Origin of the sequence: Salipaludibacillus agaradhaerens (assembly GCF_002019735.1) — a bacterium.
GTDB lineage: Bacteria > Bacillota > Bacilli > Bacillales > Salisediminibacteriaceae > Salipaludibacillus > Salipaludibacillus agaradhaerens.
Map to the genome: position 1 here is coordinate 1,455,963 of NZ_KV917378.1, position 16,687 is coordinate 1,472,649.

At 38.1% G+C, this 16,687-nt stretch carries 14 protein-coding genes and 1 riboswitch; of the genes, 5 read left to right on the forward strand and 9 right to left on the reverse strand.

What is annotated here, in order from left to right; translation table 11 throughout:
• Window position 1: 1 nt before the first annotated feature.
• From BK581_RS07080 to BK581_RS07100, 5 genes are all read right to left on the reverse strand, one after another.
• Window positions 2-793 (reverse strand): ABC transporter permease, encoded by a 792-nt coding sequence (locus tag BK581_RS07080; protein ID WP_078577508.1) that lies wholly within the window; start codon window positions 791-793, stop codon window positions 2-4.
• A gap of 6 nt (window positions 794-799) precedes the next feature.
• Window positions 800-1,621 carry an ABC transporter permease gene (locus tag BK581_RS07085; RefSeq protein ID WP_078577509.1) on the reverse strand — a complete coding sequence of 274 codons (822 nt, stop codon included), beginning with the start codon at window positions 1,619-1,621 and terminating at the stop codon, window positions 800-802.
• Between the two features lie 24 nt (window positions 1,622-1,645).
• Window positions 1,646-2,578, reverse strand: coding sequence for a nucleoside hydrolase (locus BK581_RS07090; RefSeq protein WP_078577510.1), 933 nt, complete (start codon window positions 2,576-2,578; stop codon window positions 1,646-1,648).
• A 167-nt stretch (window positions 2,579-2,745) separates the two neighbouring features.
• Window positions 2,746-3,801 (reverse strand): ABC transporter substrate-binding protein, encoded by a 1,056-nt coding sequence (locus tag BK581_RS07095; protein WP_078579881.1) that lies wholly within the window; start codon window positions 3,799-3,801, stop codon window positions 2,746-2,748.
• 256 nt (window positions 3,802-4,057) lie between these two features.
• A complete protein-coding gene (locus BK581_RS07100; RefSeq protein ID WP_078579882.1) occupies window positions 4,058-4,393 on the reverse strand; it encodes a Na-translocating system protein MpsC family protein in 336 nt (111 codons plus the stop codon).
• Between the two features lie 365 nt (window positions 4,394-4,758).
• Between BK581_RS07100 and BK581_RS07105 the strand changes: the two genes are divergently transcribed.
• The 3 genes from BK581_RS07105 (at window position 4,759) to BK581_RS07115 (ending at window position 8,518) form a co-directional block, all read left to right on the forward strand.
• Window positions 4,759-6,201: a carbon starvation CstA family protein gene (locus BK581_RS07105; RefSeq protein WP_078577511.1), complete on the forward strand. Its 1,443-nt coding sequence runs from the start codon at window positions 4,759-4,761 to the stop codon at window positions 6,199-6,201.
• 203 nt (window positions 6,202-6,404) lie between these two features.
• On the forward strand, window positions 6,405-7,055 hold the full coding sequence (locus BK581_RS07110) for a hypothetical protein (RefSeq protein ID WP_078577512.1): 651 nt from the start codon (window positions 6,405-6,407) through the stop codon (window positions 7,053-7,055).
• A gap of 245 nt (window positions 7,056-7,300) precedes the next feature.
• Complete coding sequence (locus tag BK581_RS07115) at window positions 7,301-8,518, forward strand: dicarboxylate/amino acid:cation symporter (protein ID WP_078577513.1); 1,218 nt, start codon at window positions 7,301-7,303, stop codon at window positions 8,516-8,518.
• 58 nt (window positions 8,519-8,576) lie between these two features.
• Here BK581_RS07115 and sfnG read toward each other — a convergent pair whose 3' ends face one another.
• From sfnG to BK581_RS07135, 4 genes are all read right to left on the reverse strand, one after another.
• The gene (gene sfnG / locus BK581_RS07120; protein ID WP_078577514.1) at window positions 8,577-9,653 is read right to left on the reverse strand and encodes a dimethylsulfone monooxygenase SfnG; all 1,077 of its coding nucleotides are present in this window, start codon (window positions 9,651-9,653) and stop codon (window positions 8,577-8,579) included.
• A gap of 324 nt (window positions 9,654-9,977) precedes the next feature.
• A riboswitch (SAM riboswitch) is annotated at window positions 9,978-10,084 on the reverse strand.
• Window positions 10,085-10,275: 191 nt separating this feature from the next.
• Window positions 10,276-11,517, reverse strand: coding sequence for a glycosyl hydrolase family 28-related protein (locus tag BK581_RS07125; RefSeq protein WP_245828923.1), 1,242 nt, complete (start codon window positions 11,515-11,517; stop codon window positions 10,276-10,278).
• Between the two features lie 484 nt (window positions 11,518-12,001).
• The gene (locus BK581_RS07130) at window positions 12,002-13,222 is read right to left on the reverse strand and encodes an NRAMP family divalent metal transporter (RefSeq protein ID WP_078577515.1); all 1,221 of its coding nucleotides are present in this window, start codon (window positions 13,220-13,222) and stop codon (window positions 12,002-12,004) included.
• 23 nt (window positions 13,223-13,245) lie between these two features.
• Window positions 13,246-13,500, reverse strand: coding sequence for a hypothetical protein (locus tag BK581_RS07135; RefSeq protein WP_078577516.1), 255 nt, complete (start codon window positions 13,498-13,500; stop codon window positions 13,246-13,248).
• A gap of 316 nt (window positions 13,501-13,816) precedes the next feature.
• Between BK581_RS07135 and ric the strand changes: the two genes are divergently transcribed.
• Window positions 13,817-14,527 (forward strand): iron-sulfur cluster repair di-iron protein, encoded by a 711-nt coding sequence (gene ric, locus BK581_RS07140; protein WP_078577517.1) that lies wholly within the window; start codon window positions 13,817-13,819, stop codon window positions 14,525-14,527.
• 744 nt (window positions 14,528-15,271) lie between these two features.
• Complete coding sequence (locus BK581_RS07145; RefSeq protein ID WP_078577518.1) at window positions 15,272-16,669, forward strand: hypothetical protein; 1,398 nt, start codon at window positions 15,272-15,274, stop codon at window positions 16,667-16,669.
• Window positions 16,670-16,687: the final 18 nt, after the last annotated feature.

Below are 16,687 nucleotides of genomic sequence, written 5' to 3' on the forward strand. Positions count from 1 at the left end.
CTTACCTCCTTTTGGTGAAATAAGATAGGCCTAATAGCCGTTCGATTAAAAACATCAGCACAGCTGTCAAAATCATCAATAATACTGAAATTGATGCGATTGTAGGATCAAAATAATATTGAACATAGGTAAGCATTTGTATAGGAAGAGTGCTAATACCTGGTCCAGTCATAAAGACAGAAATATCCACATTATTAAATGATTCTAAAAATGCGATAATAACCGCTGCTAAAATTCCTGTTTTTATGTTTGGAAGGACGACTTTAAAAAATGTTTCCAACCGACCTGCTCCAAGGCTCATTGCTGCTTCTTCAACAGCAAAGTCAAAGTTTGACAGACTTGAAGAAATCACTCTTATGATAAAAGGCAGCATGATCACGGTATGACCTATAAAAAGAGCGATATATATAGGTAATTGATAAGCTACAATAATGTATCTTAACAGCGTAAAACCTAATACGATTCCGGGAATTAATATTGGCGAAATAAACAGCGCATTTAATATATTCTTACCTCTGAAATCCGCGCGACTTAAAGCATAAGCCGCCGGTATTCCGAGAATAAGCGCCAGCATATTTCCAGCGAATGAAACTAAAATGGAAATTTTAAAAGTTTGTAGGAACATTTGCACGTCGAAAATGTTCACATACCATCGAAATGAGAAGCCTTCAGGCGGGAACTTTAAGACGTTCCCCGGCTCAAATGAAGTCATAGAAATAATGACGAGCGGCCCTAATAAAAAGATAAATACGAGAAGCGTAAACGGGCCTAACAATCGACTTTTTGCTTGCATACACGTCTACCCCTTCGGATTCAGTTTATATGCTGCTTTATTCATTACTGTTATAACAGCAAAAGTGACAACAATCATAATCGTTGCGATAATTGAGGCAAGCTGCCAATCATTCAATGTAATGGCATTTTGATAAAGAAAGGTGGAAACGACTCTTGCTCTTCCTCCGAGCAAGGCAGGTGTCGTATACGCTGTAAAGCTCCCAACAAATACTAGAATTGAACCGATCATTAAACCTGGGACACAAAGAGGGAACAATACTTTGCGAAAGACCGTTAATTTTGACGCTCCAAGACTTTCTGCCGCCTTTAATAAATCTTGCTCCACATTTTCCAAAACCCCTACAAGCGTTACGATGATCAATGGAAGAAATAGATGGACAAGGCCTATCGTCACAGCTGTTGGTGTATAGAGAAGTTCAATAGGGGCGTTAATTAAACCCGTATTAAGGAGAAGGCTATTTAGAAGCCCGTCCCTTCCAAGTATCACCATCCAGCTGAAAGACCTGACAACCGGACTTGTCAGTAGAGGAAAAATAGTAAGCAGCAGCAAGAACATTTTTTTTCTCCCTGTTAGCTTTGATATATAATAGGCAACTGGAAAACCAAGGATAATACAAATGAAAGTCGTCATGAGGCTCACCCGTAGTGTCCGCCACAAAATACTCATAAAATAATCATCTGTAAAAAACTGAATATACCCTTTAAAGGTAAACGTTCCTGCATCGACAAAAGTCGTTCCGATCGTCAAGGTAATCGGAATAACCATAAAAATTGTTAAAAATAACACCCCAGGAAGCAGTAATAAATAGAACGTTTTTCTTTTCATAGCCAAAACCTCAGTTTCTGTTTTCTAGGCGTTGAATGTCTCAATAAACAATCGAAGAAATGCTTCACTGTCTACATCCGTACAGACACGAACATTCGGCTTCTTCTCTAAACGGTTCTGAAAATCACAAACCGTCTGTCCATCACATAGCTCACTATTCGTTTCGATATCCACATAGTAATTTTCCGTTGTGACTAATTGATTATCTATAGCAACTGCAACTGCCAAAGGATCGTGCAGGGCTGAGCCTTCTATCCCGTTTCGTTCGTAATAACGTTGCATGTAGTCTCGTGTACTATCCCTTACGTAATGAGCTAATTCAGGATTTGTTATTTGGTCTATATGCTTCTTTTTAAGTAATGCTTTTCGAGTCACATCAAGACCAACGAGCGTCGTACGAGGAAAGTCCGCATGAATAACCACCTTAGCCGCTTCTGGATCAGCAAACATATTGTATTCAGCCACAGGCGTCACATTCCCCGGTCCACTCACAACCCCACCCATAAAGATAACTTCTTTCACCTTCTGCGGAAAATCTGGCGCCTTTTCAATAGCAAGGGCCAAATTAGTCAAAGGTCCTGTCATAATTAGTGTCACTTCGCCTGGATGAGCATTTACTTCATTAATCATTTTGTCTGGCGCTGATAGAGATTCTGGCTGCTTCGTCACCTTCATTGAACGAAGGGCGCCCCCAAGTCCATCTTCGCCATGAATCCTATGCTCAAAATAAGGGGCCCGGTTTAAGGGAGCTGATGCTCCTTTATAAACTGGGATATCATGATCAGCGTTAATTAGCTGCAATATTTTACATGTATTTAATGTGGCTGTTTCTAAAGAGACATTCCCATTAACTGTGGTAAGACCGGCAATGTGGAATTCACAACTTTTCACAGCAAGAATAATCCCAAGGGCATCATCAATACCAGTATCCACATCCAATATAATTTTTTGTGACATTTTTTTTCACCAACTTTCATCTTTTATTACAGATAACCTTCCTGCTTCAAAATAGAGAGTAGAGATAAATCTATTTAGGTAGAAGATAAAGGACGCTCATGTCCTGATTCACGCAACGACCAATCAGTGGGAGAAGGCCGAAAACGCCCACTGATTGAAAGTTCGTTTTATTGAGCAAACTCTCGATTCCACCTGTCAATCCAGTGGTCATTGTTTTCATTAACGAATGACATATCCAGTACAATGAGACTTTCAATCACATCGTCACCGTACGTAATACCTTCCGCTTCTTCCTCCGTCAGATTCAATGAGGTGTGAACAGGTGAGTCAATTTTAGCCAACGCTGCGGCTCTTTGTACTTCCTCACTTAAAATCCAATCAATGAAAGCTTCTGCCAGTTCCTTATTCTCACTACCCTTCACAATGTTGACGGTGTTGATAACAGCGTATCCCCCCTCTTCTGGAGAAATGAATTGTGCTTCTGGAACTGATTCCTGAACATCAGCGAAAAACATTTCCATAATAGGTCCAGCGGCTACTTCTCCTTGAATAAACATGTTCACAAATTCTGATGTGCCTTCATACTCTGTCACAATATTAGGGTTTAAGTCAGCTAATTGAGTGAATGCTTCATCTTCATTGAACGTTTCATTTCCTGCTACTCTTGAAGCGGCATCTAAAAACATCGGGCCAGATGTCGTTGTTATACCAGGTATTGTTATATTTCTTTCTAGCTCTGCATCCCATAAGTCGGCCCATGACGATATATCTTTATCTGTTCTATCTGGATGATACGCAATACCAAACTGTGCGATCGTGTACGCCGGCCCGTATTCTTCTCCAGTCGGTGCTTTTGCAACATCATAAATGTCAGCTAAATTTGGAATGTTCTCTCGATCAATCGTCTCAAAAATATCCGCTTCAATACCTTGTTGGGCATAATAATCAGATAAATAAATAAGATCTACTTTTGAGCTGCCTTGTTCCACTCTACTTAACCGCTCTGCGTTATTCCCCGTATCCAAAACAATAGTTACACCATGTTCTTCCTCAAAAGGTGTAAAGACTTCTTCACGGAAAAAGTCTTCTGCGAATCCCCAAGTAGAGATGACTAATTCATCACTCTCATTTGCAGAATCACTTTCATCACCTAGATTCTCTCCACCTCCACAAGCAGTTAATACCGTTAATCCAGCTAGCGATGTCCAAAAAAACTTTTTCATCATTATAAACCCCTCCATTTAATAGATTATATATAAACAAGGCGTCCGCTATTTCACAGGTGAATTAGACGATTGTGAGAGGAGCACCATTGTTTTACATACGAACTAATACCATTAAAAAAAAGGTGATCTTAATAGAATGAGCCATGTCATTCCTTAAGATCACCTTTTCTTTGTAAACAAAGATAAGAAGCATCTAACAGTTGTGAGTATGATTGGTTTTCTTTTAGATAAATCCAAAAGAAACACCAAGGATTTAAATGTCTGACAAAACAATATTTGTGAAGGCTAACTGGGTTGCCCCATCGTAATCTCTTAGCACAGCTTCAAGGGGTAGATGAAGCTCCTGTTCTATTTTTTCTTTTAATTTCTTTTTATAGAGCTGAGACATGCGAAAATCCACTTCCATTTTTAAGTTTGGATCTTCGCCTTCTAAAGCAGCAGAGCGCGGTGACCGGTGATGTTTCGCGTGAAAGGTAATGACGTTGTCATGTATTGATACCTTAAGAAAGGTCGTACCTGTCCCAAATAATTCCTTAGCCACACTATTATAAATATGGGCTAGAGTTTTCTTTTGTTCTAGTATACTCATTTTGATTATCATCATCACCCACCGAAAAAATCAATTAAGTTAACGCTATTATACATAAAACTTTTTATACTTTCAACCGAATCGTTCGGATTTTTTCAAAATAAAATACGTTTGAGTGATTTTTTTGTAAGATTGACTCACAAAATACGCAACATAATTAAAAAAACACCTTTAATAATCGTTATTTTATATAACTGATTGTTCATTTTGGCTTTCTCTTTTGAGTAAATAGGACTTTAGCAAGATCATTTAACATATAAATTAGATTTATATGTATTTTCTGAAAATAACGGTTGTCTTTCTTCCTTTAAATAGTTAAAATATCTTTTATGGTTAGATAATTTAACGTTCCAGGAGAGATAACTATGATAACATTTATGCTTGCTATTGTCTTCCTTATCATCGGCTACCTTACATATTCTAAAGTCGTTGAACGGGTTTTTGGTATTAATGATAATGATGAAACACCTGCTTATACAAGATCGGATGGCCTGGACTATGTCCCGATGAGCTGGTGGAAAGGCAGCCTAATTCAATTATTAAATATCGCAGGTCTCGGTCCTATTTTTGGAGCTATTTTAGGGGCTTTATACGGCCCTGTAGCCTTTATTTGGATTGTTGTTGGCTGTATTTTTGCTGGTGCCGTACACGACTACTTCTCTGGAATGCTGTCCTTGCGTCATAACGGTGAGCAATACCCAACGCTTGTAGGGCGTTATTTAGGAAAAACTGTCCGTGTATGTATTAATTTTATTTCAATTATCTTAATGATACTGGTAGCTGCGGCATTTACCGCGGGGCCAGCTGAACTTATTGCCCAAATCACACCGCTCAATTTTATGACTGCCATCCTCATTATTTTTAGTTATTTCTTGTTAGCTGCATTACTTCCAGTAAACAAAATAATCGGACGTATTTACCCATTTTTTGGGGCCGTATTAATTTTTATGGCTGTCTCTGTAGCCATCGCTCTTCTTTTCACCGATCGTCAAATACCGAACTTAACATTAGCTAATTTGCATCCAGGAGAATTACCACTTTGGCCGTTACTAATGGTCACCATTTCATGTGGTGCAATTTCCGGGTTTCATAGTACGCAAAGTCCAATTATCGCTAGAACACTCAAAAAAGAATCCGATGGTAGAAAAGTATTTTATGGCGCGATGATCGCAGAAGGTGTCATTACATTAATTTGGGCAACTGCCGGGATGACTTTTCTCGGAAATACAACTGGTCTTCAAGAAGCGCTTACTGCTGGAGGGACGGCTGGCGTTGTTAATGAGATCTCTACAACTTTATTAGGGACATTAGGCGGCGTGCTCGCTATTTTAGGTGTCATTTTTCTGCCGATTACTACTGGTGATACAGCAATCCGTTCATCACGTATGATGGTCATTGAGCTTTTGAATAACGGCTTTAAAAAAATGAAAGGGATAAATGATAAAACATTAATCATGACCGCAACTATTATTGTCACGGTACCCGCCTTCTTCCTATCTTTGATCGACTATGCTTTTTTATGGCGTTATGTAGGGTGGACAAATCAAGTTGTAGCTACTGTAATGTTGTGGACAGGAGCAATGTACTTGCTTAAAAATAACAAACCTCATTGGATCTGCAGTGTTCCCGCTATGTTTATGTCAGCAGTCGTCTGCATGTATATCTTCTACGCACCAGAGGGATTTAACTTAAATTACAATCTAGCATTAATCATTGGCTCAATTTTAACATTAACGATCATCGGTTGGTTTATAAAGCAAATAATCACCCAACGGAAAGATAATGAACAAGCTTCAAAAATCGCTTAACATAACTTTATATTACTAACACTCCCTTTATTATCATAGAAGGAATTGCTCACATTTAGACTTATGTTTCTTACTGGAGCAATTCCTTTCTTAATATAGTCCAATAGACTCTAAGCCATCTGTATTATGATGTGGTAGCATATCTAAATATAAGGCTTGATCTAGTTATGATAGCTGTTCATCAATGAAAGGAGTGAAAATGAATGAAAGCACTCGTTGAAAAGCTTTTCGGTAAACCTCCGAGCGCCACCTTTCTACATATTTTCTATTGGTTCTATGTCGTTTTTTATTTTATTGCAGTGATCATGGGTGGTATCTCACTTATTACACTTGCAGAACATTGGGGAAACTTCGTGAGCTTTGCTCTCTTTTTAATTCTCTATCCTCTTATGTTTCGGTTATTTTTTAAACTTTTCCAAACCATACTAACCTATTTTGATTTCAAAAAGAGAAACACATGGTTTATTTTAAGTGCTGGTTTGATCATCATCGTCGGGGGAATGATCACAAGTTTGTTTTTATTTGGTGATAATGTGACTTATAACTATTCCAAAACAACAGTCAATGGTCAATTAAAAGTAACGATAGGCACGTTAAAAGGAAGCACAGACATAGAAGACATATACGTTAATCAATCAGGAATGGTGTCGATCCCCTTTGAGGGAGATGTTAACGAAGGAAGCGCCGATTTAATCGTGAAAGATGAGAATGATGTCATTATGTGGGAAACTGATCTCAGCTCCTCTCAAGAAAATGAAATTACTTTTCAAGCACAGGCTAACTCAGATTATGTTATCCTCTTACAAACAAACGAAGCAAAAGGGCTTCATCTAACCATTGATTTAGCAAATTAAAGAGTTTAGCAAACTTAACTTCTATTTTTGTGAAATAAGTCTAAAATAAAGGCAGATTCCTGCATGACTAAATATTTTTAACAATTTTAATTAAGACTACACAGGTATGGATGAAAGCACTTAGAACCATACAAAATAATCAGTGTTAGATTACCTTCCAATATCCATTGCTTTAATGCATTAAATTGTTATATTGTTAAGACTACATAAGTTTTATCATTTTACACTTAGGAGGATCTATTTAAATGAAGATAAACTTCTTAACACAAATTTTAATTGCATTCATTCTAGCCGTTATTTTAGGCGCCATTGTTGGACCAGCAATCGACATCGTATCACCATTAGGGGAGGCATTTTTACGCCTCATTCGCTTTATTATCGTCCCACTCATTCTCACAACACTCATCACGGGGGTTGCTTCCAGCGGAAATTTAAAGAAAATTGGTCGATTAGGTGGTAAAACTGTTGCTTATTACTTAGCGACATCAGCCATTGCCATTACTTTAGGCCTTGGCATTGGCTACCTCTTTCAACCTGGTGAAGGCGTTCAAGTTCCAGAAGACATTGATATGACTGCTGCTGAAGTAGAACAGCCTGACAGCGTTGTAGACACGTTTTTGAACATTATCCCAACAAACCCTTTTCAAAGTTTAGTCGAAGGTAATATTTTACAGATTATATTCTTTGCTCTTTTCGTAGGGATTGCCATTACAGCTGTTGGAGAAAAAGCACAGCCTGTCCTTCGCTTCTTTGAAGGCTTCTCCGAAATCATGTTTAAAATCACAGGATACGTGATTTTACTTGCACCCATCGGCGTCTTTGGATTGATCGCGCCAATTGTAGGTGAATATGGCCTTAGCATCATTTTACCTTTACTAAAAGTCATTGCCGCTGTCGCTGTAGCGTGTCTCATTCATGTGGCTGTTACGTACTCACTCGCTGTTAAAGCATTAGGAAAAATGAGTCCGATCACATTTTTTAAAGGGATCGCACCTGCCTCTATTTTTGCCTTTAGCTCCGCTAGTAGCGCAGGCACCTTGCCAATCACGATTAAGAATGTGACAGAAAATCTAGGTGTTTCAAAAGGCACGAGCAGTTTTGTATTACCATTAGGTGCCACCATTAATATGGATGGAACGGCTATTTATCAAGGGGTTGCTGTTCTGTTCATCGCTCAATTCTACGGCATCGAACTAACAGTCATGCAGCTGTTATCCGTTGTATTAATCGCTACACTTGCTTCTATTGGAACCGCTGGTGTGCCAGGAGCCGGTTTAATCATGCTCACATTAGTCCTTACTAACATTAACTTGCCTTTAGAAGGAATTGCTCTGGTGGCGGGGATAGATCGTATTCTTGACATGTTCCGGACATCGGTCAATGTCATGGGTGATGCCTCTGCGGCAGTGATCATTGATCGTAACGAACCGCTTGATGAAGAGACATCCCTTCATTCTTCTTAAAACGAACTGTCCTCATAAAAATACCGCCACCTCATCTGGTGGACGGTATTTTTTATTGCTATACTGTTAATACTGCCTCTTGTTCTTTAACGAGCGGGATGACTTCCTCACCAAACCTTCGTAAGTCTTCTTCATAATGGAAATGTCCTGTTAACACAAGATCGATCCCAATTTCTTTCAATGCGATTATCCGTTCTGCTACCTGCTCTCCTGTGCCAATTAATCCCGTTTTGAATCCATCATTGTACTGAACCAGATCTTTAAATGATGAATTAGCCCACATGCCAGACTTTTCTTTCGTTGATTGTCCCGCTTCTGCGACCGCTTGTTTAAATCCTTCTACAGCCTCTGTATCAGCGTGGGACACGATATCCCTTAATTGCTGAACCGCTTCTTCTTCAGTATCTCTTACAATTGCAAAACCGTTAGCTGCAAACTTAATCTCATTTTCACGTCCTTCTGCTTTAGCTAAAGCTTTCACGTCTTCGATCTGTTCTTTGAACCCTTCAAGTGTATTACCATTCATGAAGTACCAATCAGAATATTTGGCAGCCATACGACGAGCCGCTTTAGAGTTTCCTCCTTGGAAGATTGGCGGGCGACCATTAACCGGCTTTGGCAATAATGGTGCTTCATTGATTCGATAAAAATCGCCTTTAAATGTGGTGGCCTCTTGTGTCCACATCGATTTCAATACTTGAATGAATTCTTCTGAACGCCGATACCGCTCATCATGCTCCAGCCACGGTTCGCCATAACCAATAAATTCCTGCTTAAACCATCCACTTACAACATTTAATGCAGCACGGCCTTGACTTATATTATCGAGCGTCGCTATCATTTTAGCGTAAACACCTGGATGCCAAAGCCCTGGATGTACCGCTGAGATCAAATTAATTTTCTCTGTGACACTCGCTAAGGCAGAAGCTAATGTAATGGCTTCTAGCTGATTCTCAGCGCCATAGCTTGCAAAGAAACGTGTCTGTAATAGGGCGTAATCGTAGCCTACTTCTTCTGCTATTTGGACGTATCTTTTATTTGACTCAAAGTCCCACCCCGTTCTCTGTGGTAACTTTGATACTACAAGGCCGCCACTTACATTTGGTACCCAATACGCAAATTTCAAATTTGTCATACGAATGTCCTCCTTATTTTTCACGGCTGAACTGCCTATGATATGATAATTAGCTGGCACGTCCTATCTGTTTGTACAGTTAGTCTAGTTTTGAGGAAAAAGTGTTGCCGCACCTTTTCCTCACTATTGTGTTTTTAAGCAAGTTGTTACGAACCATAATGGAAATGATCGCCACAACATGCATGACGAATGAAACGACATCAAATTCATTTGACTAATAAGTTATGCACATCGTCTATCTCACTCCAAAAACGCTAATAAAAAACCTCCTTTCTCACTAGATGAGAAAAGAGGTTGATAACAGGATAATAGCCTTCAACACATTTCTCATCTTCGGAATGTCAGACATTCCTCTGAAATTGGCACCGTGTACACATGTACTGGTTGCCGAGGCCTCATAGGGTCAGTCCCTCCGCCTCTCTTGATAAGAGTGAATTATTCAGTTTAACAAGTTATTAATGAGTGTAACATAAATCTACAATAACACAACAGAAAAAATCTCATTAATGCAAAAATTCAGAATAAAATTTAGCTAATGAGAAGAGACAGATATGTAAAGTAACCATTTCTATGCAAAGAGGAAGACGCCTTTTAATGTAAGACGTCTTCTCTGTAACATTTATTAACGATTTGTATTCCCGCTATTCGTGTTACCGCTTCCTCCTTCAATACTCACAGGCGTGCCTGTCGTATCTGTTATATTGTTAATGACGGCATTATTTGAAGAGTTCGTTAAGCGAATGCCAATATTATTAAATCCTCTGTGTGTCTCCATACGGTTATATCTGATAGAGTTACCATTAGCGCCAGACAATCGAATAACTGATTCTGGATTCAATGATGGATTGTTTTGAATAAATACATTGCCTCCAAAGATATTGTTGTTTGATTCTATGAGAGCCCCATGAATACGAGAGTTAATAATCGTATTGTCATAAATATCATTATAAGTGGCACCTGTTGTTAAAAATAGCCCTCTTGGATAATTTTCTACCACATTGTTATGAACAACATTATTGGTACCACCGTTAGGTATCCGAATACCACCGTAAGAATCACTTTGTTGTTGCGCATTAATAATGTTATTATATGTGACCGTTGTGTTAGTTGCCCGGGATAAATTAATACCGCTCCCACCAGTGGAATTTGTAATTCTGTTATTCGTAATTAAAACATTTCTAAAATCCCCTATTGCATGTGCCTCACTGCCTGTGGCAATACCATGCCCACTCGTCCGATCAATAAGGCTGTCTGAAATAACAGAATCTCTTAACCTTCTAACAAGCAAACCAATAGTGGCATCCCTTACTTCTATGTGTTCCAACGTTAAATTGGATACGAGCGCATCAATGTTCATCCCACCTACTTGTCCAAGACCTTGAGACGCACGGTTTGTCCGATCTGCATCAAAGGTGATGTGAGAGACTGTCACATTAAGATTAGTCGTCCCCCCACGAAAAATAGGGTTACCTACAACATAATTATTTTGGCTGCCTACTTTTTTAATGATTGTTCGTCCTACACCATCTCCCACAAGATTAACCCCTTGATGAAAGCGTAAGGCGCTATCCACTGAATATGTGCCCGCCGGCAAATAGACGGTTCCCTCTACACCTCTATCATAGAAATAACGCATCGCTGCATGTATGGCATCCGTTTGGCTTTGCTGAACACCTGGCCTCGCTCCAAAATCTCTTGCGTTCACTACTTCATTGGCATGAACTTCTTTAGCTACGCCCATACTACTAACCGGAATAAGAAGTATGACTAACAACAATGTGACGACTAAATGATTCACTTTTTGACCTTTTAGCAAGGTACCCACCTCCATTAAATGATCGTGCTTAAACATGGTATGTTTCATTCCCACCCCCTTCACACACAAAAAAGAAAACGTTTTCATAAAAGAATTGCATAGAATCACAACTACTATTTTGCAAAAAGAGAGGATGTGACAAAATAACACTTTAAATTAATTATACATATTTTAATATTTTACTAAATAGGTTATTATTATCAAAAAAATAAATAGAATGGTATTTTTATCTAATTAATTGCACAGAATAATCGATTATTTTAACTATGTATAAACGCATAGCTCTTTTAATTATTTTCACCAAATAGACTTTTGCAAGCTAAAATTCTTCTTTTACTTAAATAATGAGGAATCGGAGATAAAAAGTGGCACATATGAAAGAAATCCGAACAAATCAGTTCGGATTTCCTGTTAAAATTTATTTCTTACCTTATAGCGTTTTTACTGTAGGATTTTAGAAAACTCGTATTTTGACCAGACTTACCTACTGTGAATTAGTAATAGAATAGACCCCATTCCATTTATATCTTTATTAGAATAGCTGAGGCAGCATTTGGAAGAGTGTATGAATCCCTAAGTAAGCCGTTAACAGAAGGACAATCCCTCCAAATATAGTCATCCACACAGGGTGTTGATAATCGCCAACAATCTTTGAGCGATAGGCTGCTAATAAAATACACCCTAACGTTAAAGGTAAAATTAACCCGTTAAAGGCACCAGCTAAAACTAACAACGTAACGGGACGACCGATTAAGGCAAATATAATGGTAGAGAACACAATAAACCCAATGGTCCAATAGTTTTGATACTTTTTAATGGAGGAATGAAATACAGTTAAAAATGTGACTGAGGTATAAGCTGCTCCAATGACAGACGTTATACCCGCAGCCCACAAAACAAGGCCGAAGATTCGGAAACCAAGTTCTCCAGCTACTATCTGGAACACGGAAGCAGTCGGGTTCTCAGGATTTAAAGAAAAACCAGCCGCCACCACACCTAACACAGCTAAAAATAAAATAAATCTCATAATAGATGCTACTACAATTCCTGAAACAGCTGTTTTAGTGACTGATGAAATATTCTCTCTCCCCGTAATACCTGCATCTAATAGCCTGTGCCCACCAGCGAATGTAATATATCCACCAACGGTTCCTCCAACAACTGTAATGATAGCTAAAAAGTCAATTTCCAACGGGGCAACAGTTCTAAGAGCTGCTTCTGCGTAGGGAGGCTGGCCCTTAAACATGACATACGCCGTTAAAAGAATCATTAATGCACCTAAATACCGGACAATTTTATCCATAGCTACATTTGCCTCTTTAAGACTAAATATAATGATACAAATTACGCCAGTCATCACTGCCCCTACTGTCGTATTTACACCTAACAATGTATTAGCGCCTAAACCACCGCCTCCCACATTCCCTATATTAAAGGCTAGTCCACCTAAGATGATAAAAAAGGCAACGACATAACCTAAACCAGGTACGACAGCATTGGCAATTTCCTGACCTCTCATATTTGATACAGCAATGATTCGCCATATATTTATTTGAGCCCCAATATCTAAAATAATAGATGCTAGTATAACAAAGGCAAAACTAGCTAGCAACTGTTCAGTAAAGACAGCTGTTTGAGTTAAAAAACCAGGCCCTATAGCAGATGTAGCCATTAAAAAAGCAGCACCTGTCATAGCACTAAGTCGTTGTTTTGGTGTCATTTGTTGTTGTTCATGGAGTGATGGTTGTTTCATTTGTTATCGCCCTTTCTTCTACTTCAATGTGTGTGATATACGTTGGCTGTTATAGCTTGAAAGTGCAAATAGGCTCTATAGCTGTTCGCTTTTTCAAATGGTCGTCTCACGTAAAGCAATACAATGGAAATAGTATAATTGTTCACAACTAAAAACACAATACATAGTGTGAGAAAAACTTCCCAAGTATAAAATAAATAAAAGTTCGATAAGTGATCATTTCCCAAATCTTTTGAGTTAAATATGAATAGTTGAATGAATGTCAAAATTCCAATCATGAATGTGGCCTCCATTTCAGACGGAGGCTTATCTGTGATTAAAAAAGATCTCACTATCAATTAGAGCTGTAATCTTGGTCTAGTAAACTCTTATTTAAAAGAAGTAGAATCAACTCACACGTGAATATTTGTCATGTGTTCCTGATCCCTCCCTTAATGACATTCTTACTAAATCAGTGTTGCTATTCTCTGTACGTAATTATATTCAGATCTCTCTTTCTTTTTTTTCGGTGATTTGAATCACCTCGTCCTCTAAAGAGAATAGGTATGCTTGTTATAGCATCACAAATTCAATTTAAAGTATGGAGGAATTCATATGAAAAAAATCTTTACAGAACAGTCGATAATTGGTGACATCGTGACCACTTTTCCAAAGGCGAGCGACCTTTTTAAAACGTATAAAATTGATTTTTGCTGCGGAGGTAACCGCCCACTGATTGATGCCATTCATGAAAAAGGGCTGTCTGCAGATAACGTTCTTGCCACACTTAATACGTTGTATCATGAAACAAATCAACTTAACGAGTCGACCATCCAATGGGAAACTGCATCTTTCAATGAACTCATTGATTTTATTATTAACAAACACCACCGCTATTTAAATGAAGAATTGCCACAACTAAGCCCCTATGTAACCAAAGTGTTACGTGTTCATGGGGGAAATCAACCTCACTTAGCTGAGATTCACACATTATTTAACGCATTAAAAACAGAGCTGGAACAGCATTTGATTAAAGAAGAAACTGAAGACTTTCCGTTAATTTTAGCTATCGAAGCTAATCCACAGGACGGACAACGTGAGCAATTGCAGAACGTCATGAACGAGCTAGAAGCAGAACATCAGCATGCAGGTGATCTTTTGAAACAGCTTCGGGAAGTAACGAATGATTTCACCCCTCCAGAAGGGGCTTGCGGTACTTACCGCCTTGTTTATCAACGACTTGAACAGTTGGAGTCTGATATGTTTGATCATATTCATCTAGAAAACAACATTTTATTCCCTCGTGCCGCTGCCGAACTTAATTAATGAAACGACTCTTCAATCAGTGGGAGTTTTCGTTCTTCTCCCATTGATTGATAGTTAAGTGAAGCAGGACTCTTGCGTTCGTTATCTCACACCTATATAAAATTATCAGTTATCTCTCCCCTTTTCCAACAGCTATCTGTGATAAGTCCGCTAATTTTCTCACCTTCCTGATAAAGTTAAACGCCCCTACAATATACAGATAGATATCTTATGCGTAAATTACTTTTATTCTAATAAACGTGCTCTACGGTAGATCAATCTAGAAATTCAAAGGTTATTGCGATCTGTTCGCACTTCTATGTCAGTTCAAAAAAAGTAGATAACTAAAATTTGATTTAATAACCATTTTTTTAATAAATCATGGTTGTATTGTTATTTCCGAACGTTATGACTCATTCCCACTACACGTGGTGGCTCGCCTTCAACTCATTCTTCTTACGACAGTAACCAATTCAATATTCAAGTTTGATTTTTAGTTAAGAGGTCTTATAAATCATAGCTTTTTAAGTAGATTAGTGTCGTATTTTGTATTTATAACCTTAATTAGTACTAAAATCTTCTGAAAATCAGGGAGAAATACTTATATTTTCCCTGTCCTTCTATGTTTTTCATCAATTCTTTCATCATAAAGGGTCATCCTATGACTAATTTCCTGTAAAAAAACGAAACTTAGTAACTAAGCATTTTATGCGATAATAGTACGGTGATTTTATAATTTTTTTACAGATAAGGATGATTTATTGTATGGCCACTAAAAAAGTAAAAATAGGGATTATCATCACAAGTGTGATTATCCTTAGCATCGCAGGCCTCATTGGCTATTCCCTTCTTACGTCCGCAGAGGCTAAATTGGCAAATGCTATTAAGGGGCTCTTTACTGAAGATACTGTCCAAATTGATAGTGAATTTGATATTAGTCTTACGTCTGATGCTAGTTCGGAAGATTGGTCTCTTTACGGTGATGAGGAAATGATTTTCGACTTAGTAACCGATCTATTTGATGATATATCTGGTACAGGAACGCTTATATTAGATAATGAAAATCATGTTTTAGAGTTAACAAGTGATTTGCATTTAACGAGTGATTTACATGGGGAAGATATTTTATTCACGATGCCATTCCATCTTTACATTGATGAAATTGAAGATGAAATGGCTATCGATTTGGACCCATATGTAGCATTTATGCCAGAAATGATAGACACCTTCTCGTATCAAATTATTCCTAACGTCCCTATGGTCCAAGAAGAATTATATTTATTTGGAAATAATGAGGAGATGGGGGACTTTTTCTCGGCCGAGTTCAATCCTCTTTTTATGCCTATTTTTGAAGAGTATTTTGAAGAAACGCAATTGACACAAAATGTTACTTTAGAAGAAAGCTTCTTTCACAGTGATGAGACAACACAACAACTTAATGAATTTATGATCGGTCACACACTAGACTATATTTCAGAGCATCATGACACAGGTTTTATCACTGTGGAAGATGACTGGTTATATACCGATTTAGAATTTGATCTTCTAATTGAAGCAGAACTTGCCACATTAGAAGCTGTAAAAGAAGATGCCGATATGACAGCCATTTACGAAGATGTTACAGAAAAAAGTGTTACCGAAGGGATTGAGCAACTAGAAAATGCCGTAGATGAAGATATAACCGGGACTATTTCCGCAGGTTTTCTGCTCGAAGACGGCTTAATTATCGAAAATTCACTCACCTTTTCATTTGAATTTGAAGAAGAAGGCATACACTATAACTTAGAAGCTTCATTCTCAAACGTCTTCACGTATAATCAAGATCCCGAGTTTACTTTTTATAATGAAGAGCGCCATTCTGTCTCCCATGACATATTCTCAGATTTAGGATTAGATTTAGAGCAAGCATTCGATGACTATATCGCGAGTATCGCCGCGTTATTGTATGGTGATCAAGAAGAAGCCGCTCTTGATGAGAATAATGAGGTAAATGACGGACAACTGACAGAAGATGATTTATGGCTTATCTCGTTGATTGAAGAACGGTTAATTACCCATGAAGATGCAGGAATGGACGCGGAATCGTTCTATTTATTTGTAGTCGATTTGGAAGACCACGGGTTAGTAAAAAACGGTACATCAGACTATTACATCCCTGAGTAACACAATAGATTGACACAT

Bases quoted from the DNA above. Each gene is read 5' to 3' on its own strand.
- BK581_RS07080 (WP_078577508.1), bottom strand. From the start codon at position 793: ATGCAAGCAAAAAGTCGATTGTTAGGCCCGTTTACGCTTCTCGTATTT.
- BK581_RS07085 (WP_078577509.1), bottom strand. From the start codon at position 1,621: ATGAAAAGAAAAACGTTCTATTTATTACTGCTTCCTGGGGTGTTATTT.
- BK581_RS07090 (WP_078577510.1), bottom strand. From the start codon at position 2,578: ATGTCACAAAAAATTATATTGGATGTGGATACTGGTATTGATGATGCC.
- BK581_RS07095 (WP_078579881.1), bottom strand. From the start codon at position 3,801: ATGAAAAAGTTTTTTTGGACATCGCTAGCTGGATTAACGGTATTAACT.
- BK581_RS07100 (WP_078579882.1), bottom strand. From the start codon at position 4,393: ATGAGTATACTAGAACAAAAGAAAACTCTAGCCCATATTTATAATAGT.
- BK581_RS07105 (WP_078577511.1), top strand. From the start codon at position 4,759: ATGATAACATTTATGCTTGCTATTGTCTTCCTTATCATCGGCTACCTT.
- BK581_RS07110 (WP_078577512.1), top strand. From the start codon at position 6,405: ATGAAAGCACTCGTTGAAAAGCTTTTCGGTAAACCTCCGAGCGCCACC.
- BK581_RS07115 (WP_078577513.1), top strand. From the start codon at position 7,301: ATGAAGATAAACTTCTTAACACAAATTTTAATTGCATTCATTCTAGCC.
- sfnG (WP_078577514.1), bottom strand. From the start codon at position 9,653: ATGACAAATTTGAAATTTGCGTATTGGGTACCAAATGTAAGTGGCGGC.
- BK581_RS07125 (WP_245828923.1), bottom strand. From the start codon at position 11,517: ATGAAACATACCATGTTTAAGCACGATCATTTAATGGAGGTGGGTACC.
- BK581_RS07130 (WP_078577515.1), bottom strand. From the start codon at position 13,222: ATGAAACAACCATCACTCCATGAACAACAACAAATGACACCAAAACAA.
- BK581_RS07135 (WP_078577516.1), bottom strand. From the start codon at position 13,500: ATGATTGGAATTTTGACATTCATTCAACTATTCATATTTAACTCAAAA.
- ric (WP_078577517.1), top strand. From the start codon at position 13,817: ATGAAAAAAATCTTTACAGAACAGTCGATAATTGGTGACATCGTGACC.
- BK581_RS07145 (WP_078577518.1), top strand. From the start codon at position 15,272: ATGGCCACTAAAAAAGTAAAAATAGGGATTATCATCACAAGTGTGATT.